General features: G+C 34.8%; 22 protein-coding genes and 1 other annotated feature. Of the genes, 18 read left to right on the forward strand and 4 right to left on the reverse strand.

The annotated features are described in order from the left end of the window. Positions 1 to 137: 137 nt before the first annotated feature. From G540_RS0103260 to mprF, 18 genes are all read left to right on the forward strand, one after another. A complete protein-coding gene (locus G540_RS0103260; protein ID WP_027106864.1) occupies positions 138 to 677 on the forward strand; it encodes a dCTP deaminase/dUTPase family protein in 540 nt (179 codons plus the stop codon). Between the two features lie 38 nt (positions 678 to 715). Further along, positions 716 to 2,089, forward strand: coding sequence for a DNA repair protein RadA (gene radA / locus G540_RS0103265; protein WP_027106865.1), 1,374 nt, complete (start codon positions 716 to 718; stop codon positions 2,087 to 2,089). A gap of 35 nt (positions 2,090 to 2,124) precedes the next feature. Then, positions 2,125 to 3,279 carry a PIN/TRAM domain-containing protein gene (locus G540_RS07000; RefSeq protein WP_035463590.1) on the forward strand — a complete coding sequence of 385 codons (1,155 nt, stop codon included), beginning with the start codon at positions 2,125 to 2,127 and terminating at the stop codon, positions 3,277 to 3,279. 116 nt (positions 3,280 to 3,395) lie between these two features. Then, a complete protein-coding gene (gltX, locus tag G540_RS0103275) occupies positions 3,396 to 4,886 on the forward strand; it encodes a glutamate--tRNA ligase (protein WP_027106866.1) in 1,491 nt (496 codons plus the stop codon). Between the two features lie 80 nt (positions 4,887 to 4,966). Then, positions 4,967 to 6,376 carry a cysteine--tRNA ligase gene (gene cysS / locus G540_RS0103280; RefSeq protein ID WP_027106867.1) on the forward strand — a complete coding sequence of 470 codons (1,410 nt, stop codon included), beginning with the start codon at positions 4,967 to 4,969 and terminating at the stop codon, positions 6,374 to 6,376. Continuing rightward, positions 6,361 to 6,774: a Mini-ribonuclease 3 gene (locus G540_RS0103285; protein WP_027106868.1), complete on the forward strand. Its 414-nt coding sequence runs from the start codon at positions 6,361 to 6,363 to the stop codon at positions 6,772 to 6,774. The genes cysS and G540_RS0103285 overlap by 16 nt, the downstream gene beginning before the upstream one ends. Further along, complete coding sequence (rlmB, locus tag G540_RS0103290) at positions 6,775 to 7,539, forward strand: 23S rRNA (guanosine(2251)-2'-O)-methyltransferase RlmB (RefSeq protein WP_051188954.1); 765 nt, start codon at positions 6,775 to 6,777, stop codon at positions 7,537 to 7,539. Position 7,540: 1 nt separating this feature from the next. Next, positions 7,541 to 8,062: an NYN domain-containing protein gene (locus tag G540_RS0103295; protein ID WP_027106870.1), complete on the forward strand. Its 522-nt coding sequence runs from the start codon at positions 7,541 to 7,543 to the stop codon at positions 8,060 to 8,062. A gap of 66 nt (positions 8,063 to 8,128) precedes the next feature. After that, the gene (gene rpmG, locus G540_RS0103300) at positions 8,129 to 8,281 is read left to right on the forward strand and encodes a 50S ribosomal protein L33 (RefSeq protein ID WP_191975849.1); all 153 of its coding nucleotides are present in this window, start codon (positions 8,129 to 8,131) and stop codon (positions 8,279 to 8,281) included. Between the two features lie 36 nt (positions 8,282 to 8,317). Further along, entirely contained in the window at positions 8,318 to 8,485 is a 168-nt protein-coding gene (gene secE / locus G540_RS0103305) for a preprotein translocase subunit SecE (RefSeq protein WP_027106872.1), read from the forward strand. A gap of 173 nt (positions 8,486 to 8,658) precedes the next feature. Continuing rightward, complete coding sequence (nusG, locus tag G540_RS0103310; RefSeq protein WP_035463591.1) at positions 8,659 to 9,207, forward strand: transcription termination/antitermination protein NusG; 549 nt, start codon at positions 8,659 to 8,661, stop codon at positions 9,205 to 9,207. A gap of 30 nt (positions 9,208 to 9,237) precedes the next feature. Next, positions 9,238 to 10,089 carry an alpha/beta hydrolase gene (locus tag G540_RS07005; protein WP_051188955.1) on the forward strand — a complete coding sequence of 284 codons (852 nt, stop codon included), beginning with the start codon at positions 9,238 to 9,240 and terminating at the stop codon, positions 10,087 to 10,089. Positions 10,090 to 10,205: 116 nt separating this feature from the next. Beyond that, positions 10,206 to 10,631 carry a 50S ribosomal protein L11 gene (gene rplK / locus G540_RS0103320; RefSeq protein WP_027106874.1) on the forward strand — a complete coding sequence of 142 codons (426 nt, stop codon included), beginning with the start codon at positions 10,206 to 10,208 and terminating at the stop codon, positions 10,629 to 10,631. A 108-nt stretch (positions 10,632 to 10,739) separates the two neighbouring features. Continuing rightward, positions 10,740 to 11,432, forward strand: coding sequence for a 50S ribosomal protein L1 (rplA, locus tag G540_RS0103325; RefSeq protein WP_027106875.1), 693 nt, complete (start codon positions 10,740 to 10,742; stop codon positions 11,430 to 11,432). 75 nt (positions 11,433 to 11,507) lie between these two features. Then, positions 11,508 to 11,627 (forward strand) — a sequence feature (ribosomal protein L10 leader region). Positions 11,628 to 11,658: 31 nt separating this feature from the next. Beyond that, positions 11,659 to 12,165 carry a 50S ribosomal protein L10 gene (gene rplJ, locus G540_RS0103330; RefSeq protein ID WP_027106876.1) on the forward strand — a complete coding sequence of 169 codons (507 nt, stop codon included), beginning with the start codon at positions 11,659 to 11,661 and terminating at the stop codon, positions 12,163 to 12,165. 76 nt (positions 12,166 to 12,241) lie between these two features. After that, positions 12,242 to 12,610 (forward strand): 50S ribosomal protein L7/L12, encoded by a 369-nt coding sequence (gene rplL / locus G540_RS0103335; protein WP_027106877.1) that lies wholly within the window; start codon positions 12,242 to 12,244, stop codon positions 12,608 to 12,610. Positions 12,611 to 12,796: 186 nt separating this feature from the next. Further along, a complete protein-coding gene (locus tag G540_RS0103340; RefSeq protein ID WP_027106878.1) occupies positions 12,797 to 13,096 on the forward strand; it encodes a hypothetical protein in 300 nt (99 codons plus the stop codon). A gap of 182 nt (positions 13,097 to 13,278) precedes the next feature. Beyond that, positions 13,279 to 15,876 carry a bifunctional lysylphosphatidylglycerol flippase/synthetase MprF gene (gene mprF / locus G540_RS0103345; RefSeq protein WP_027106879.1) on the forward strand — a complete coding sequence of 866 codons (2,598 nt, stop codon included), beginning with the start codon at positions 13,279 to 13,281 and terminating at the stop codon, positions 15,874 to 15,876. Between the two features lie 35 nt (positions 15,877 to 15,911). Here mprF and nrdF read toward each other — a convergent pair whose 3' ends face one another. The 4 genes from nrdF to nrdH are packed head-to-tail and all read right to left on the reverse strand — an operon-like array spanning position 15,912 to position 19,667. Next, positions 15,912 to 16,874 carry a class 1b ribonucleoside-diphosphate reductase subunit beta gene (nrdF, locus tag G540_RS0103350; protein WP_027106880.1) on the reverse strand — a complete coding sequence of 321 codons (963 nt, stop codon included), beginning with the start codon at positions 16,872 to 16,874 and terminating at the stop codon, positions 15,912 to 15,914. Between the two features lie 33 nt (positions 16,875 to 16,907). Further along, positions 16,908 to 19,079 carry a class 1b ribonucleoside-diphosphate reductase subunit alpha gene (nrdE, locus tag G540_RS07010; protein WP_035463592.1) on the reverse strand — a complete coding sequence of 724 codons (2,172 nt, stop codon included), beginning with the start codon at positions 19,077 to 19,079 and terminating at the stop codon, positions 16,908 to 16,910. Then, positions 19,066 to 19,440, reverse strand: coding sequence for a class Ib ribonucleoside-diphosphate reductase assembly flavoprotein NrdI (gene nrdI / locus G540_RS0103365; RefSeq protein WP_027106881.1), 375 nt, complete (start codon positions 19,438 to 19,440; stop codon positions 19,066 to 19,068). The genes nrdE and nrdI overlap by 14 nt, the downstream gene beginning before the upstream one ends. Continuing rightward, complete coding sequence (nrdH, locus tag G540_RS0103370) at positions 19,437 to 19,667, reverse strand: glutaredoxin-like protein NrdH (RefSeq protein ID WP_027106882.1); 231 nt, start codon at positions 19,665 to 19,667, stop codon at positions 19,437 to 19,439. The genes nrdI and nrdH overlap by 4 nt, the downstream gene beginning before the upstream one ends. Positions 19,668 to 19,804: the final 137 nt, after the last annotated feature.

A 19,804-nucleotide genomic window follows, 5' to 3' on the forward strand; every position in this document is an offset into this window, starting at 1 on the left:
ACTCCTTTCTTTAGGTATTATAACATAAAAATAGATTATTTTTTTCTAAAAGTCGTGCTTAAAATAGTGCTTATTTGTGGTAAATGGTGTTATGATAATATGCGTACTATATTATACTGAAGCGAGGTGACTTTAACGTGAAAAAACGTGGTTTTGAAGTTGTATCCAAGTATCAAGAACAAGGTTTAAAACTTCCCGTTCGGGCGACTAAAAGCGCAGCGGGGTATGATTTTTATGCCGCAGAAGATTTTGTTTTACCAAGTATTTGGAAAACGAATTTTATAAAAATTTTATATTTATTATGGCACAAAAAACCATTACGCCCAGACGCAGTTACAAAAGCCCAAAAAACATTAAAGCCGTATCTCGTTCCAACGGGAATTAAAGCATATATGCCGGCGGATGAATTTTTGCTATTGGCGAATCGTTCTAGCAGTCCTTTGAAAAAAGGTTTGGTTTTACCAAATGGGATCGGTGTTGTTGATGCTGACTATTATAATAATGCAGCTAACGAAGGTGAGATTTTCTTCCAACTTGTAAACTTAAATATTACTGATCAAGTTATTAAAAAAGGTGAACGCGTTGGCCAAGGTATTTTTATGCCGTATTTATTAGCTGATCAAGATCAAGGTGGTTTAACAGAACGTACAGGTGGTTTTGGATCATCTGGTAAATAAATTCTTGTTTCAGAAATTAGTAGAAGGGAGTTGTTAAGATGGCAAAAGCCAAAACACGTTATACATGTCAAAATTGTGGTTATGTTTCACCACGGTATCTCGGGCGTTGTCCGAATTGTTCTGAATGGAATACTTTAGTAGAAGAAGTGCAGACACCTCAGAAAAAAGAAGTTGCAGCACCTCGGACAAGTATTTCTGGTACAAAGGTACGTCCGCAAAAATTAAACGAAGTTACTACACAAGAAACGCCCCGTGTTTCGACATCTTTAGGTGAATTAGATCGTGTCTTAGGTGGTGGGATTGTTCCTGGTTCTTTAATATTAATTGGTGGTGATCCAGGGATTGGTAAATCAACGCTGCTCTTACAACTCTCTGGTCAATTAGCGAATCAAGCTGGGAAAGTCTTATATGTTTCTGGGGAAGAAAGTGCAACCCAAATCAAAATGCGAGCAAACCGTTTGAAAGTGGCGAGCTCAGATTTTTATTTATATCCGGAAACTGATATGGCGAGCATTCGGCAAGAGATTAGTGATTTGAAACCCGATTACGTGGTAATTGATTCCGTGCAAACGATGCAAGAACCTGATATGAATTCTGCAGTTGGTAGTGTGGCACAAATCCGGGAAGTGACAGCGACTTTAATGCAAATCGCTAAAACGAACGGGATTACTATTTTTATTGTGGGACATGTTACTAAAGGTGGAGCTATTGCGGGACCGAAGATTTTAGAACATATGGTTGATACGGTGTTATATTTTGAAGGTGATCAAAATCAACTCTTTAGAATGTTACGTGCTGTGAAAAACCGTTTTGGTTCGACTAATGAAATCGGCATCTTTGAAATGCGGCAAACCGGTTTAGCCGAAGTTTTAAACCCTTCGGAAATCTTTTTACAAGAAAGAATGCCCGGAGCGACTGGTTCGGCGGTCGTTGTTGCGATGGAAGGGACACGGCCGTTATTAGCTGAAATTCAAGCTTTGATTACGCCAACCGCTTTTGGAAATGCCAAACGCACTACGACAGGGTTAAATCAAAATCGTGTTTCTTTGATTATGGCCGTTCTAGAAAAAAGAGTTGGTTTATTATTACAAAATCAAGATGCATATTTAAAAGCAGCCGGTGGGTTGAAACTTGATGAACCTGCGATTGATTTAGCTTTAGCGATGAGTATCGTTTCAAGTTATCGTGATCAAGAAACGCAACCTACGGATAGTTTTATTGGTGAGATTGGTTTAACAGGTGAGATTCGCCGTGTGAACCATATTGAACAACGTGTTATCGAAGCGGCTAAACTTGGTTTTAAACGAGTTTTCGTACCGAAAAATAATCTCGATGGCTGGGTACCACCAGCTGAGATTGAAGTAGTTGGTGTTTCAACTTTACGCCAAGCTGTTAAACTTGTTTTTAGTTAATTTTAGTCGTAAAAATAGAAAGGAGTTGAGAAATTTTGCGCAAAAGAATTATTAAAGTAGCTTTTTCCATTTTAGGAATTGGAATTGGTTATACTTTCTTTCCATTAGTTTGGGAGTTGATTGGGATTGGCGATGATCGCTGGCTCAATAACTGGGCCGTGAATATTTTATTAGGGATTCTCTTGATTTCTTTAATCGGATTAGTCTTGGTGGATCCACTTGATAAACTTTGTGGCAGAATTGAAGTTAATTTTATCCAACAAAAACCAGAAGTTGTTTTATCGACTATTATTTCCGTAGTAGTTGGTTTGATTATCGCGGTTTTAGTATCATTATTATTTACGCATTCGCAATTATTTTTATTGAATACGATTATCCCGATCGTTTTAGTGATTATTTTTGGTTATGTTGGATTTGTCATTGGTAAAGAGCGTTTCTTAGATTTTCGTCGTGTCTTTTCGTTTAAAGGGAAAAATAACGATAAGAAAAACGAAGAAAAAGAACAGCTTTTAGAACGCCGTGCCGGTGAGAATTTTTATAAATATAAGTTAATCGATACAAATATTTTAATTGATGGCCGCATTTATGATTTAGCTAAATCAGGCTTTTTAGAAGGCGTGTTGATGGTGCCTAATTTCGTCTTAAATGAATTGCAATATATTGCTGATTCATCTGATCATATTAAACGTGTTCGGGGACGACGTGGGTTAGATATTTTGAATAAATTACAAACTGAAAATGTAATTCCAATTCAAATGACAGATCAAGACTTTGAAGAAATTAAAGAAGTTGATAGTAAATTAGTGCGGCTCGCTAAAGAGTTAGACGCGGTTATTATTACTAACGACTATAATTTAAATAAAGTGAGTCAATTCCAAAATGTGAAAGTTTTAAACTTGAACAATTTGGCTAAGTCATTGAAACCACGGGTGATTCCGGGTGAAAAACTCCAAGTTCAAGTTATTAAAAACGGTAGTGCCCGCCAACAAGGTGTGGCTTATCTTGATGATGGGACAATGATTGTTGTGGAAGATGGACGTTATTACATTAATAAGGTTATCGAAGTCGAAGTCACAAGCGCATTACAAACTGATGCCGGACGGATGATTTTTGCGAAACCAACACATTCTCGTCGTGAATTAAAAGAAAAATTCGAAGAACATCAAGGAAAAGATCGTTCAGATCGTTAGAAATTACGTTCAAACATTTATTTTTTAAGCTATTCATTGTAAAATTAAAAGTAAGAGTTTTTAAATTGAGTAAAAATTTAAATTCATTTCAGAAAGTATAGAAAGAGGCGCTTATTTTGGCAAAGAAAAAAATTCGTGTACGTTATGCACCAAGTCCAACAGGACACTTGCATATTGGTAATGCACGAACAGCATTATTCAACTATTTATATGCACGACACAATAAAGGAACATTTGTAATTCGAATTGAAGATACAGATACAAAACGTAACATTGCAGACGGTGAAAAAAGTCAGCTTGATAACTTACGTTGGTTAGGTTTAGATTGGGATGAAGGTCCGGATAAACCAGGTAACTTTGGTCCTTACCGTCAATCCGAACGTAAAGATATTTATGAACCATTAATTCAAGAATTATTAGCTAAAGATTTAGCTTATGAATCATACATGACAGAAGATGAATTATTAGCACAACGTGAAGAACAACAAGCACGTGGTGAAGCACCTCGTTATGTTTATGAATATGCTGGCATGTCAGCGGAAGAAATCGCTCAAAGTCAAGCAGCAGCCCGTGAAAAAGGCATTAAACCAGTTATTCGGATTCGTGTCCCACAAAACGTCACATATACATGGGATGATATCGTTAAAGGTGAAATTAGTTTCCAATCTGATACAATCGGTGGCGACTTTGTTATCCAAAAACGTGATGGTATGCCAACATATAACTTCGCAGTTGTAGTCGATGATCATATGATGGAAATTACACATGTTTTACGTGGTGATGATCACGTAGCTAACACACCAAAACAATTAGCTGTATATCAAGCATTTGGTTGGGAAGCACCAACATTTGGTCATATGTCCTTAATTATTAATACTGAAACAGGTAAAAAATTAAGTAAACGTGATGAATCTGTTTTACAATTTATCGAACAATATCGTGAATTAGGTTACTTACCAGAAGCAATGTTTAACTTCATTACTTTATTAGGTTGGTCACCAGTCGGCGAAGATGAAATTTTCACTCGTCAACAATTCATTAAGATGTTCGATCCAAAACGTTTAAGCAAGTCACCAGCTGCTTTTGACGGTAAGAAATTAGAATGGATTAACAACCAATATGTGAAAGCTGCTAAAGATGATGAAATCGTGGATTCAGCTTTACTTCAATTAATCAAAGCTGGTAAATTACCTGCTGATCCAGACTGCATGACAATTGAATGGGGTCGTAAATTAATCGACTTATACAAACAACAAATGTCATATACAGGTCAAATTGTCGAAATGGCTGATATCTTCTTCAATGAACCACTTGAATTAACAGAAGAAGCCACAGCTGAATTAGCTAATGAAGACGCTAAAACAGTTATTACTGAATTTGCGAAACGTGCACAAGATTTAACGATTTTTGATGCAGCACAAATTCAAGCGATGATTAAATCAATTCAAAAAGATACTAAGATTAAAGGGCGTAAATTATTTATGCCAATTCGAATTGCGACAACACGCGAAATGCATGGTCCTGAATTAGCACCAGCAATCGAATTATTAGGTCGTGAAAAAGCTCTTAGTCATTTAGAAAAGACTTTAGCAGAAATGGATAAATAATTTCACAATCTGCTTACTCGGGGCAATTTGTATTGTTCCGAGTTTTGTTGTATATACTGAAGTTAAAGGGGAAGATTTAGATGATTAACATTTATAATACTTTAACCGGACAAAAAGAAGAATTTAAACCAATTGAAGCTAACAAAGTTAAAATGTATGTTTGTGGCCCAACTGTGTATAACTATATTCATATTGGAAATGCGCGGAGTGCGGTGGCTTTTGATACTGTGCGTCGTTATTTTGAATATCGTGGTTATCAAGTGGATTATGTTTCTAATTTTACGGATGTTGATGATAAGATTATCAAAGCTAGTCAAGAACAAAACATGAGCGTAAAAGAGTTAACTGATAAATACATTGCCGCTTTTTATGAAGATACAGCTGCTTTGAATGTTAAAAAAGCAACTTTGAATCCACGGGTTATGGATTGTATGGATGATATTATTGAATTTATTCAAGAATTGATTGATAAAGGTTATGCTTATGAAGCGCAAGGTGATGTTTATTATCGGACACGTAAATTCGCTAACTATGGTAAATTATCCGGTCAAGCAATCGATGAATTAGAACAAGGTGCCAGTGCTAGAACTACAACTGTCGATCAAGCGAAAAAAGAAGATCCACTTGATTTTGCTTTATGGAAAGCCGTGAAACCAGGTGAAATTTCTTGGCAAGCTCCTTGGGGTGAAGGTCGTCCTGGCTGGCATATTGAATGTTCCGTTATGGCGGAAAAATATTTAGCACCAACAATTGATATTCATGCGGGGGGACAAGATTTAGCTTTTCCACACCATGAAAATGAAATTGCGCAAAGTGAAGCTAAACATGATCAAACATTTGCTAATTATTGGATGCATAATGGTTTTGTGACAATTGGTGACGATGATGAAAAAATGAGTAAATCATTGGGTAACTTTGTAACAGTGCATGATTTAGTTCAAGAAGTTGATCCACAAATTGTCCGTTTCTTAATGGCGACAACGCAATATCGTCGTCCGATTCGTTATAGCTTAGCGAATTTACAAGAAGCTGAAAATAATTTACAAAAATTACAAATGGCTGTGGAAAACGTTAAATATCGTTTGGAATCAGCTCCAACAGCAGACTTAGATGAACAAGAAGTTCAAGCTTTAAAACAACATGAAGCTGATTTTGTAACAGCGATGGATGATGATTTTAATGCGCAAAATGGGATAGCTGTTTTATATGAAGTTGTTAAACAAATGAATGTTTATGCAGCTCAACCAGAAGTAGAAGCACAAACTTTACAAGCTTTATTAACAAGTTTTGAAAAGATGGCGGCTGTTTTTGGAATCGAGTTTTCTGATGCAGAATTATTAGATGATGATATCGATGCTTTAATCAAAGAACGTGATGAAGCACGTGCTAATCGTGATTTTGCACGCAGTGATGAAATTAGAGATGAATTAAAAGCCCAAGGTGTTATTTTAGAAGATACACCACAAGGGACAAGATGGAGAAGAGCATAGTGGATGTAGATTATCAACAATTAAATGGAATTGTGTTAGCTTATATGGGTGATTCAATTTATGAAGTTTATGTTAGAAGACATCTTTTAGAAAAAGGTCTAACAAAACCAAGTAAATTACATCAACGTGCAACACATTATGTATCAGCGAAAGCGCAAGCCTTTTTGGTAACAAAAATGGAAGAAGAAGGATTAATGACTGAAACGGAAGCTGGATTCTATAAACGGGGTCGGAATGCTAAAAGTCATACATCTGCGAAAAATACTTCTGTTTTAACATACCGTGTTTCAACGGGGTTTGAAGCTTTGATTGGTTATTTATATTTAAGTGGCCAAACGCAACGTTTAGAAGAAGTGATTGCTTGGTGTATCCAAACAGTCGAGAAAGAAGGTAAATAATTGCCAAACGAACAAACACAAAATAACGAACAACAACAAGATTTTATTATCGGTCGTCATCCGGCGGTCGCAGCTTTAAAAGGAAAACAAGCTGTTAATAAAGTATTTATTCAATCTGGTTTAAAATCAGATGCTTTGAAAGATATTGAAAAATTAGCTAAAAAACGTGGAATCATTGTATCTATCGTTCCTAAAAACAAATTAGATTTATTAAGTGATCAACAAAACCACCAAGGTGTTGTGGTTGCAGTCGCAGCATATGAATATGCGACTTTAGATGATTTATTTGCGAAAGCAGCAGAAAAAAATGAAGATCCATTCTTCTTAATTTTAGATGGAATTGAAGATCCGCATAACTTAGGTTCCATTATGCGGACAGCTGATGCGGTTGGTGTCCATGGAATTATTATTCCTAAGCGTCGTGCGGTTCAATTAACATCAACAGTTGCGAAAACATCAACAGGTGCGATTGAATATATTCCAGTGGCACGTGTTACTAACTTAGTGCAAATTGCCCAAGAATTAAAAGATCGTGGACTTTGGATTTTCGGAACTGATATGGAAGGCCAAGATTACCGTCAATGGAATGCTAAAGGACCAACAGCCTTAGTTATTGGTAATGAAGGTAAAGGTATTTCACAATTAATGAAGAAAACATGTGATCAAATGTTAACTATTCCAATGGTAGGACATGTTCAAAGTTTAAATGCCAGTGTGGCAGCTAGCTTATTAATGTATCAAGGATTTACTTCACGAGGCAACTAAAATGAAGAAAAATTATTTGATAGTTGATGCATATAATATGATTGGACATTGGCCTGAGTTAGAAAAGTTGAAAAAAATGGACGAGCTTGCGGATGCACGTGATTTATTATTGCAGATTTTATCAGATTATTATAAACAAAGTGGGGCAGATATTATCGTAGTGTTTGATGCGATGCATGTGCCGGGACTGACGAGAAGTTATCAACAATATAAATTGGAAGTTGTGTGGACAGCTGAAGGTGAAACTGCTGATAGTTATATCGAAAGTCTGACCGCTCAGTTGCAAACGCAATTCACGACGGTCACTGTCGCAACAAGTGATCAAGCGGAACAATGGGCTATCTTTTCGCAAGGAGCGATCCGGATTCCGGCTTGGGAATTGTATCAAAATATTAAACGTGCTCAAAAAGAAGTGAGTCAACAAGCAAAACAGTATCAAGCAGAAGTAACCGTGCGACGTTCTCCGTGGGATGATGGCCAGTTAGAAAAGTTAACAGATTTGATGAATCATTTGTCAGATTAGTTGATTTGACAGTTAACTTTAAAACATGGTACATTTGTTTTGATATCTATTAAGGAGAATTATATAATTATGGCTAAAAAGAAAATTGCTTTAGCGTGTTCAGTTTGTGGTTCACGTAATTATTCAATTACAGAAAACCCTAATCGTACTGAACGTTTAGAAGTTAAGAAATTTTGTAAATATTGTAATGAACATACTTTGCACCGGGAAACAAAATAATTCCGGGTTAAACTTTCGTTAAGAAGGGGATTTAAAATGAATTTTATTAAGAGTGTTTTTCAAACAATGCGCGAAACAACTTGGTTGAACGGACGTGAAACACGCCGCGATACAACAACAGTTGTGGCCACATCATTATTCTTTATTGCATTCTTTGCAATTGCGGATTACTGTGTGCAACTTGTTTTAAGTTTGTTAGCATAATCAAAATGAAATCAGGAGAAGGCTGGTCAGACTGGCCTTTTTTTGTTATAATTATTTTGTTAAGGGGCTTGGATTATTTTCGGGCTTTTTTATTTTGTCAAAAAGTAGTTAATTAGAAGTTAATATAATAGTAGAATTAGAACATTCAGTTATTAATAAGGAGATTTATACAAATGGAATCAATCGAAAAGAAATGGTATGTTTTACATACATATGCAGGTTATGAAAACAAAGTTAAAACTAACTTAGAATCACGTGCTCAATCAATGGGTATGGAAGATAATATTTTCCGTGTAGTTGTACCTGAAGAAGAAAAAACAGAAAAAACAAAAACAGGTAAAGAAAAAATTGAAAAATTAAAAACATTCCCAGGATATGTTTTAGTTGAAATGGCTATGACAGATCAATCATGGTATGTTGTTCGTAATACACCAGGTGTGACAGGTTTCGTTGGCTCTCATGGTGCCGGTAGTAAACCAGCTCCATTATTAGACGAAGAAATTTCACATATTTTAAGCCAACTTGATATGGATGCACGTCATGTTGACTTTGATGTTGAAATCGGTGAATCAGTGACAATCGTTAGCGGACCATTTGCTGGTATCATTGGTAAAATTACTGATATCGATGAAGAAAAAATGAAACTTCGTGTTAATATTGACATGATGGGTCGCGAAACAGCAACTGAATTAAATTATGATCAAGTTGATAAATTAATCTAATTTTTAATTTTAAGAAAAGGGGTCGTAGATATGAAAGCTCAAACCAAAGTTATCACGGGTGCAGCTGTCTTATCGGCGGCCTCTTTTTGTGGCTATAAATGGCAACGTTTAGGTGGAATTACTAAGAAAAATTATCGCCAAGTTAAAAATGACATTCCAACCTTATTTATTCATGGCTATGCCGGGACACGTTTGTCGACTGGTTTTATGTTACGGCGTTTTGAAAAGAAGGGCTGGGGTAGTAAGACTTGTGTTATTAAAGTTAAAGATCATCAAAAAATTAAAATTATTGGTGATCCAACGGTGCCGGGGTGTTTTATTCAAGTCCTTTTTGATGAAAATCGGGTCTCAGTTATGAAACAATCGAACTGGTTATGGCGGGTCATGGCGACTTTGAAATTAAAATACCATGTTAATGAAGTGAATTTAGTTGCTCATTCCATGGGCGGTGTTGTGGTGATGCGTTATTTAAGTTCACATGGTAATTATTATCGCTTGCCGCGAGTGAATAAAGTTGTAACAATCGGGTCACCGTTTAATGATTCTGATCCAGGTAAGACTACGGCTTTTATTGAAAGTTATTTGTTAACGCAAAAAGGTCCAGTTTTTGAAACGATGTTATTTAATCGGATGCGGCAACATAATTTTTTAGTGTCACCACAAATTAAGTTTTTAAATATTGCCGGTGATTTAGGTTACCAACCACATTCTGATGGAGCGGTCTCAGTTAATTCAGTCCGTTCTTTACGTTATTTAATTAAGAATCCGGAAAACTATACTGAAAAAATTATGTATGGAAAAAAAGCCGCGCATACTTTATTGCATGAAAATCCGGAAGTTGATCAATTAATTGGAGAATTTTTATTTAATGTCAAAAAATAGTTGCCACGTCAAAACTGATGTGCTATATTATTAAAGTATGCTTTTGGCATATACGTGGGAGGCTAAATTTTCGTGGCCATCCGTACCACACACGGACTTTTTAAGGAGGTATTACCGTGGCTAAAGAAGTAGTAAATGTTGTTAAATTACAAATTCCTGCTGGGAAAGCAACTCCAGCACCACCAGTTGGTCCTGCATTGGGTCAAGCTGGTATCAATATTATGGGATTCACAAAGGAATTCAACGCTCGTACAGCTGACCAAGCTGGTATGATCATTCCTGTTGTAATCAGTGTGTATGACGATCGTTCATTCACATTCGTTACAAAAACACCACCTGCTGCAGTGTTACTTAAGAAAGCTGCAGGAGTTGAAAAAGGTTCCGGCGAACCTAACACAAACAAAGTTGCAACAGTAACTAAAGCACAAGTTAAGGAAATCGCTGAAACAAAAATGCAAGATCTAAACGCTGCAGACGTAGAAGCTGCTATGCGCATGATTGAAGGTACTGCACGAAGCATGGGCTTTGTTGTAGAAGACTAATCTTATCTTTCTACGGCCACGCTTCTCAGTCGGACACTTTATGAAAATAAATGTGTCAAGTGGGAGGTTTATCCGATAGACCACATATTGCAAGGAGGAAATTCACTAATGGCTAACAAAAAAAGTAAAAAATATTTAGAAGCTGCTAAGCAAGTCGAAGCTGGTAAAAGCTACGACGCAAAAGAAGCAATCGCTTTAGTTAAAAAGATTGACTTCGCAAACTTTGATGCAACAATGGAAGTTGCATTTAACTTAAACATGGACACACGTCAAGCTGATCAACAATTACGTGGTGCTGTTGTATTACCAAACGGTACAGGTAAAGATCAAAAAGTTATCGTGTTCGCAAAAGGTGCTAAAGCTAAAGAAGCTGAAGAAGCAGGTGCAGACGTTGTTGGTGACGACGACTTAGTACAAAAAATCCAAGGCGGCTGGTTAGATTTTGATGTTGCAATCGCAACACCAGATATGATGGCTCAAGTTGGACGTTTAGGTCGTGTCTTAGGACCTAAAGGCTTAATGCCTAACCCTAAAACAGGTACAGTTACAATGGACGTAACAAAAGCTGTTTCAGAATCTAAAGCTGGTAAAGTTACTTACCGTACAGACCGTGAAGGTAACGTTCATGTTCCTATCGGTAAAGTATCATTTAGCGAAGACGCACTTATGGGCAACTTCACAACAATTTACGATGTGATTGCTAAAGCTCGTCCATCTACAGTTAAAGGTGTATACATGAAGAATGTATCACTTGCATCAACATTTGGACCTAGCGTTAAACTAGATACAACTAACCTTTAAGATAAAATTTAATTTTATTAAAAAAAGTTGTTGACCTTAATTGATTTATATGTTAAATTGATTAAGGTCAATTTTTAAATAATTATGATCTTACCGAAGACTCAGGTGGCTTTAGCCTTAAACATGCCTGCCGAGGAGAAGTATAAAAACTTTCTCTCTGTGTCTTGGTGGACATAGAGTTTTTTTATTAGAAAAACTCTGACACACTGACTAGGAGGTGAATCAATTGAGTAAAGAAGTTATCGCAAAAAAAGCTGCGATTGTTGAAGAAGTTGCTGCTAAGTTTAACGAAGCAGCTGCAGCAGTTGTAGTTGACTATCGTGGATTAACTGTGGAAGAAGTAACAGAATTACGTAAGGAATTACGTGAAGCTGGCGTTGAAATGCGAGTTATCAAAAACTCCTATTTAAAACGTGCTGCAGAACAAGCTGGTTTAGCTGAATTAAACGACACATTTGCTGGCCCAACAGCTATTGCATTTGGTGGTTCTGAAGATATTACTGCTCCAGCTCGTATCATGGTTAAATTTGCTAAAGACCATGAAGCATTAGAAGTTAAAGGTGGTATGATCGACGGCAAGGTAGTTAGCCTTGACGAAGTTACAGCACTTGCAACTTTACCAAACCGCGAAGGTATGCTTTCAATGTTACTTTCAGTATTGCAAGCACCAGTTCGCAATTTCGCTTATGCGCTTAATGCAGTTGCAGAAGCAAAAGACGAAGATGCAGCATAATATTGCAGCATAAAAAATAAATTAAAAAACAAACGAAATAATAATTAAATTATTATTCATTACGGAGGAAATATAAATGGCATTAGATATCGAAAAAATCATTGCTGATGTAAAAGAAGCAAGTATTCTTGAATTAAACGACTTAGTAAAAGCTATCGAAGACGAATTTGGCGTTTCAGCTGCTGCACCAGTTGCAGTTGCAGGTGCTGCTGGTGGCGATGCTGCTGCAGAAAAATCAGAATTTGATGTTGAATTAACATCTGCTGGTTCATCAAAAGTTAAAGTTATCAAAGCAGTTAAAGACATTACAGGTCTTGGCTTGAAAGATGCTAAAGGTTTAGTTGATGGCGCACCTTCAGTTATTAAAGAAGGCGTTGCTAAAGACGAAGCTGAAGAAATGAAAGCTAAACTTGAAGAAGTTGGCGCACAAATTACTCTTAAATAAGAATAATTTTTCGTTTAAAAGCAAATTAGAAGATCACACTTTCGGGTGTGGTCTTTTTTTATTACAATTAATCCTGACTATGCATTTTTCTATAAAAAGGTAACTAATGCAAAAAGATTGCTTATCTTAATAGCTGGTCCTATGATGAAGTTATAAAACCAATTATGGATAAAAGGAGACTTGAAGATGCAAAATTTACAAAAAGCACAAGCTGAAATTTCTGATTTTATTGCATGGTTAAATAATCAACAAGAATCCGCAGAAACAGCGCAAAAACTCACACTTTATGTCACACCAAATGAATTACAAACAGCACTAGAAACAGCGTATGAAAAAGGACAACCTATTACGTATAAAGATCAATGTTATATTCAATATCATCGCCATAATTTAAAAGTTAACAAAAGAAAAGTGTTGCGTACTAATGTTGAACACCCTGAAATTGATCATTTAGTTCAAGTGTTACATGATTTACAAACTCAATAATTAAACAACCAACTACGATTGATGAAACAAAGTGAGATTAAAAAGACATTTTGTGATGATCAAATCAGTAGTTGGTTTTTTGTCGTAATTTTAAATTGCGAAACAAACTAACAACTTTTGAATTTAATTTGAACTCTTAGCTAAAATTAGGGATAATAGATAAGAAGAAAGAAGGAGGCGTCATGAAAAATATAATTAATCAAATCAAAACTTTTGTTCAGGAAAAAGCTACTATTTTAAAAATAATATTTGTTATTTCCGTTTTAATATTTGTTATTTTTGAAGTGGGACGTGTTTTTCACGATATTGATTGGGCAAAAGTTGGTGAAGGTTTAGCTGATCAACCACCATTGAGTGTTATTTTGATGCTGGTATTAGGATTAGTCGCTGCATCACCAATGTTAATTTACGATTTTACAATTATTCAATTTTTACCGGGTAAATATTCGATACCATATATTATTCGGAGTGGTTGGATTACGAATAGTTATACAAATATTGCCGGATTTGGTGGGATTTTAGGGGCAAGTTTACGTGCTCATTTTTATAAGAAAAATGCTTCTAAAAAACAAATTCTCTATGCCTTATCTAAAATTGCTTTATTTTTAATTGCAGGGTTATCTATTTTATGTTGGGTTTCCTTAATTATGATTTTCGGGCTACATATTGCGACTGATTTTAGTCGCTATTGGATTTGGCTCTTAGGTGGGGGATTATATTTCCCGATTTTATTTACATTAACAAAATTCAAAAACAATGAATTTTTCCAAGATTTAACTTTGAAAAAAGAAATTGCTTTGATTTTAGGCTCATTATTAGAATGGGCTTTTGCAGGTGGATTTTTTGTTGTTATTGGTTATATTATGCATATCCATGTGCAATTAAGCGCTGTTTTTCCAATTTATATTATTGCGTCAGTGATTGGGATTGTTTCCATGGTTCCTGGTGGACTCGGATCTTTTGATGTCTTTATGATTGTTGGTTTAACAGGACTTGGTGTTAATAGTGAAATAGCTGTTGTTTGGCTTTTATTCTTTAGAATTTTTTACTATATTGTACCGTTTGTGATTGGGACAGTCTTTTTCGCTCATGAAATGGGTAGTCAGATCAATGAATTTTTTGATGGAATTCCTAAATCGATTTTACAAAAAACAGCTCATGTGATTGTAACAGTCTTTATGTATATTTCAGGGATCTTCTTATTATTAGAAGCTGCTGTACCTAATTTTGTCTTTTCTAACTCGTTTTTGATGAAGATTTATCCATATACATTATTCTTCTTACATCAAACAACGAATATTGTGTTTGCGGTGCTGTTAATCGGAATGGCACGGGCAATTCATGCTAAAGTTCAACGAGCTTTTTGGCCAACGTTAGTCATTTTAATGGTTGGTGTTGTGAATACTTTAGTGGCAACTTATACACCAGTTTTAGCTGGGTTCTTAATTGTCGTAATGATTTGTGTTATTTTAGCGCGTAAAGAACTTTATCGGAAACAATTACGTTATTCCGTTAATGAAATGATTTTAGATGGTAGTATCTTTATTACGACATTTATTATTTATGTGATTATTGGTGTGATTAACTCACCTAAATATTTAAAAACACACCGTATTCCGGATGGATTATTATTCCCAGGACAAAAGATTTGGCTTTCTGGATTTATGGGATTATTAATAGCTTCGGTCGTGGTGGCTGTTTTAATTAAATATTTTGCAGAATCACGTGATCCATTTAAGTATTCTAATTATTCTAATGACCGTTTGGATCGGATTTTAGCTAAATATCCCGGAAATGAAGTTAGTCATTTAGCGTATTTACGTGATAAGAATATTTACTTCTATACAGTTGATGGTGAAGATAAACTATTCTACATGTATCGCCGTGTCGCAGATAAGTTGATCATTATGGGTGAACCAGTGGGTGACTCTGCTTATCAAGAAGAATCATTAATTGAATTTATGGAAAAAGCTGATATGTATAATTATGAACTCGTCTTTTATGAAGTTGATCGTGATTTTACAATGTTATTACATGAATATGGATATGATTTTATCAAGATGGGTGAAGAAGGTTATGTAGAATTAGCTGATTTCACACTTCAAGGTAAGAAACGTCGTGCCCAAAGAGCTTTAATGAATAAATTCGAGCGTGAAGGATATACTTTTGAAATTGTGCAACCGCCATTTAGTACTGAATTTATGCAAGAAATGAAAGAAGTTTCTGATAGTTGGTTGAATGGACAAGTTGAAAAAGGGTTCTCTTTAGGTTTCTTTGATGAAGAATATTTGAACAAAGCACCTTTAGCCATTGTGAATGATAGTGAAGGTAAGTTAGTTGCTTTTGCGAACTTTATGCCAATGGATGGTAAAGAAGTATTATCAATTGATTTAATGCGTCATAGTAAGGAAGCTCCTTCTGGAATTATGGATAAAATCTTTATTAGTTTGTTCGAGTATGGACGAGATGAAGGGTATAAATACTTCAATATGGGGATGGCTCCACTTTCTAATGTGGGTCAATCACGTTATAGTTTTATTGAAGAACAAGTGGCCCATTTCATTTATGAATATGGTTATCGTTTATATGCTTTCCAAGGGTTACGAGCATATAAGAATAAATACGTAACAAAATGGTTTTCTAAATATACTGCCTATCGTAAACGAAGTTCAATTATCGTAACAATGTTAGAGTTAGTGTATGTTGTTAACCAAAAGAGTGATAAATCCTCTTTTGTGAAAGATAAAAAGAAACCAATCTTTTTACGAATTATTGAATAAACAAAAAAGCACTTACCTTAAGGTAAGTGCTTTTTTTATTTGAAATCAAAATCATAATCTGAATCTTCCATGGCTTCCACATTTCCCAGAAGATAACCATTTCCGACTTGGGAGAAGAAATCATGGTTGGAAGTACTTGTTGAAATTCCATTCATAACAACAGGATTAACATCTGCTGCTGTATCAGGGAAGAGTGGGTCTAAGCCGAGGTTCATTAAAGCTTTGTTGGCATTATACCGTAAAAAGACTAAAACGTCGTCAGTCCAACCTAATTTATCATATAAGAGATGACTGTATTTTTCTTCGTTTTCATAAAGATCATATAAGGTTTCGTAAATCCAACCTTTCATCATTTCTTGTTCTTCAGCAGGTAATTCTTGGAAACCGAGTTGGAATTTATAACCAATATAAGTTCCATGGACAGATTCATCACGTAAAATTAATTTAATAATTTCAGCCACGTTTGGTAATTTATTATGACCTAACCAATATAAAGGTGTATAAAAACCGGAATAAAAGAGAAAGCTTTCTAAGAATACGGAAGCTACTTTCTTTTGGAGTGGTGTGCCGGTTTGATAAATTTCATTAATCCGTTGTGCTTTATATTGTAAAATTTCATTATTATTAGTCCATTCAAAAATTTCAGCAATTTCTTTTGGTGTATTTAAAGTTGAGAAAATTGAAGAATAACTTTTGGCATGGACGGATTCCATAAATTGAATATTATTTAATACGGCTTCTTCTTGTTGCGTTCTGATGGCTGGTTTTAAAACAGCAACACCATCTTGTGATTGTAAAGTATCCAACAAGGTTAAACCACCGAAAACTTTTGCGACTACATCTTGTTCATCTAAAGTTAAGGTCCGCCAATCCGCTAAGTCATTTGAGAGGGGAATACGAGTATCTAACCAAAATTGTTCAGTTAATTTTTCCCAAGTAGCTTTATCGATGGCATCTTCGATTTGATTCCAGTTAATTGCGAGATAATTATTTTCCATAAAAACAACCTTTCTTATACAGCTGATTGGAGTTTAAATTGTGCAACTAGCACATTCGTTAACGCCAATTTCACCATCATCATCAGTAAATGTCCGCACATAGTAGACTGATTTAATACCTTTTTGATGGGCATAATTTCTTAAAATAGATAAATCACGTGTGGTCATTTTATTAGTGCGACCATTTTTCCATTCATATAAACCAGCTGGTAAAGTCGAGCGCATAAATAAAGTTAAACTCATACCTTGATCGATATGTTGTTGTGCCACAGCATAAGTATCAATGATTTTGCGCATATCCATATCATAGGCTGATTGATAGTAAGGAATGGTTTCATTTGATAAATAAGGTGCCGGATAATAAATTTTACCGATTTTTTGTTCTTGGCGTTCTTCAATGCGATTAATAATAGGGTGCAAACTGGCAGTCGTATCATTAATATAAGAAATTGAACCGTTTGGAGCGACAGCTAGACGATTTTGATGATAGAGACCATCTTTTTGAATGGCTAGTTTGAGATTTTGCCAATCAGTTTGTGATGGAATAAAAATATTTTGAAATAAATCTTGAACTTTTTTCGTTTGTGGTTGAAATTCATTTGTCAGATATTTTTCAAAATAAGATCCATCGGCATATTTACTTTTAGCGAAATTAACAAAAGTTGTTTGGCGTTCTTTAGCAATTTTATTGGAAGCAACTAAGGTCCAATAATTTAATAACATAAAGTAAATATTTGTGAAATCTAAAGCTTCCGTAGAACCGTATGCAATTTGATTTTTAGCTAAGAAAGCATGCAGCCCCATTGCACCTAAACCAATTGTATGAGCTTGGCGGTTGCCGTTTTGAATAGATGGAACAACATCAATATCAGAATGATCTGTTACAAAAGTTAAAGCTCGCGTCATAGTTTCGATTGATTTACCAAAGTCAGGTGATTGCATCAGATTTACGATATTAGTGGATCCTAAGTTACAACTAATATCAGTTCCTAAGACTTCATATTCTTGTTGGTTATTTACAAGTGATGGTTTTTGCACTTGTAATATTTCTGAACAAAGATTACTCATAATGATTTTGCCATCAATAGGATTAGCTTTGTTGGCAGTATCGATATTTATTACATAAGGATAACCTGATTCTTGTTGTAATTTTGAGATTTCTTCTTCTAAATCACGTGCTTTAATTTTTTTCTTGAGAATAGTTGGATCATTAACTAAGTTATCGTATTCGGCAGTAATATCAATATAAGAAAATGGTTTGCCGTATTTTTTTTCTAAGGACCAAGGATCAAATAAATACATATCAGCATTGGCTTTAGCTAATTCATAAAATTTATCCGGAATTAAAACACCTAAAGAAAGTGTTTTAACACGAATTTTTTCATCAGCATTTTCTTTTTTAGCTGATAAAAATTCAATAATATCCGGATGGAAAACATTTAAATAAACGACACCAGCACCTTGACGTTGGCCAAGTTGATTAGAATAAGAAAAACTATCTTCCAATAACTTCATAACTGGTAAAACACCAGAAGAAGCACCTTTAACATCTTTAATGGGAGCGCCCGCACCACGTAAGTTGCTGAGGGTAATACCAACGCCACCACCAATGCGTGAGAGTTGTAAGGCAGAATTAATACCACGGCCAATGGAATTCATATCATCAGTTAATTGAATTAAGAAACAAGATACTAATTCACCACGGCGTTTACGACCGGCATTTAAGAAACTAGGTGTAGCTGGTTGATAACGTTGATTAACTAATTCTAAGGCAATGTCTGTTGCTAATTGTTCATTACCATCAGCAAAATATAATGCATTTACTAACACTCGATCTAAAAATGTTTCTAAGTAGTAGGCTTGATCATTAGTTTTTAAAGCATATTGTGCATAAAATTTATAAGCAGCCATAAATGTTTTGAATTGGAAATTTTGGTCATTTAATTTTTGAGCGAGTTTTTCAATGAAAGCAAACGAATATTTATTAAGAAATTCAGCTTCTAAATAATCGTTTTGAATTAAATAATCAAAACGTTCTTTCAAGGAATTGAATTTCATAGTATTTGGTTCCACATTTTCTTTTAAAAAAGCTGTCAAAGCAGCTTGATCTTTTTCGAGTTGAATTTGATCATTTAAAGGTTGGTTTAATTTATTATTTAAATCATAATATGTGACTTTAGTTAAATCTAAATCAAGCAGACTCAATATCATTCACCACTTTCTGAAAGTTTAAAACATCTTGGTCAGTACCACTAAATTCAAAAGCGTAAAGTAAAGGAACTTGATAATCGCGTGCAATATCTTTAGCAGTAAAGATAAATAATTCAGCAAAATTACGATTACCAGTTCCCACAACACCTTTGAAATATTGTAAATTATTAGCGTATTCGAGAAAATCATTGACGGGTGCAGTGATCGCTGCCTCATAAGTTGGAACGACTAAAATAAAAGGTTCCCCCACTTGATAATCGGGATCAACCGCATCAATTTCATGGACGTTAGTTGTTGTTAGTTTTTTGATAAAGCGTCTTGTTTGTCCGGTGACGCTAAAGTAGACGATTTTCATAATGTTAACAACTTTCTGAGTAAATCTGGACGAAAACCATTAATAATTGGTTCAAAATTATTTTCTAATACTGGAACACTTTGGAGACCTTTATCTTTTAAATAAGTAATTAATTCTGGTTGATCAGATAAATTATGTTCTTTAAAAGGGATATTATTTTCATTTAAGAATTTTTTGGTCATAGTACATTGGATACAGTTGTTTTTTGTATATAAATCAAGATTCATTGTTAAGACCTACCTTTGCGAAATTTACGCAATAATTATATAATAAACAAGAACTCAATAAAAGTTAAAAAATACTACATATAGTGTTTAAGTTTTAAGGTGTACACTACATGTTGTTTTAAGTGGTGGTTAAGCTT

Source organism: Ligilactobacillus ceti DSM 22408, from assembly GCF_000423245.1.
GTDB lineage: Bacteria > Bacillota > Bacilli > Lactobacillales > Lactobacillaceae > Ligilactobacillus > Ligilactobacillus ceti.

Coding starts and splice junctions, on each gene's coding strand:
- radA (WP_027106865.1), top strand. CDS start 716: ATGGCAAAAGCCAAAACACGTTATACATGTCAAAATTGTGGTTATGTT.
- cysS (WP_027106867.1), top strand. CDS start 4,967: ATGATTAACATTTATAATACTTTAACCGGACAAAAAGAAGAATTTAAA.
- G540_RS0103285 (WP_027106868.1), top strand. CDS start 6,361: ATGGAGAAGAGCATAGTGGATGTAGATTATCAACAATTAAATGGAATT.
- G540_RS0103295 (WP_027106870.1), top strand. CDS start 7,541: ATGAAGAAAAATTATTTGATAGTTGATGCATATAATATGATTGGACAT.
- secE (WP_027106872.1), top strand. CDS start 8,318: ATGAATTTTATTAAGAGTGTTTTTCAAACAATGCGCGAAACAACTTGG.
- nusG (WP_035463591.1), top strand. CDS start 8,659: ATGGAATCAATCGAAAAGAAATGGTATGTTTTACATACATATGCAGGT.
- G540_RS07005 (WP_051188955.1), top strand. CDS start 9,238: ATGAAAGCTCAAACCAAAGTTATCACGGGTGCAGCTGTCTTATCGGCG.
- rplA (WP_027106875.1), top strand. CDS start 10,740: ATGGCTAACAAAAAAAGTAAAAAATATTTAGAAGCTGCTAAGCAAGTC.
- rplL (WP_027106877.1), top strand. CDS start 12,242: ATGGCATTAGATATCGAAAAAATCATTGCTGATGTAAAAGAAGCAAGT.
- G540_RS0103340 (WP_027106878.1), top strand. CDS start 12,797: ATGCAAAATTTACAAAAAGCACAAGCTGAAATTTCTGATTTTATTGCA.
- mprF (WP_027106879.1), top strand. CDS start 13,279: ATGAAAAATATAATTAATCAAATCAAAACTTTTGTTCAGGAAAAAGCT.
- nrdF (WP_027106880.1), bottom strand. CDS start 16,874: ATGGAAAATAATTATCTCGCAATTAACTGGAATCAAATCGAAGATGCC.
- nrdI (WP_027106881.1), bottom strand. CDS start 19,440: ATGAAAATCGTCTACTTTAGCGTCACCGGACAAACAAGACGCTTTATC.
- nrdH (WP_027106882.1), bottom strand. CDS start 19,667: ATGAATCTTGATTTATATACAAAAAACAACTGTATCCAATGTACTATG.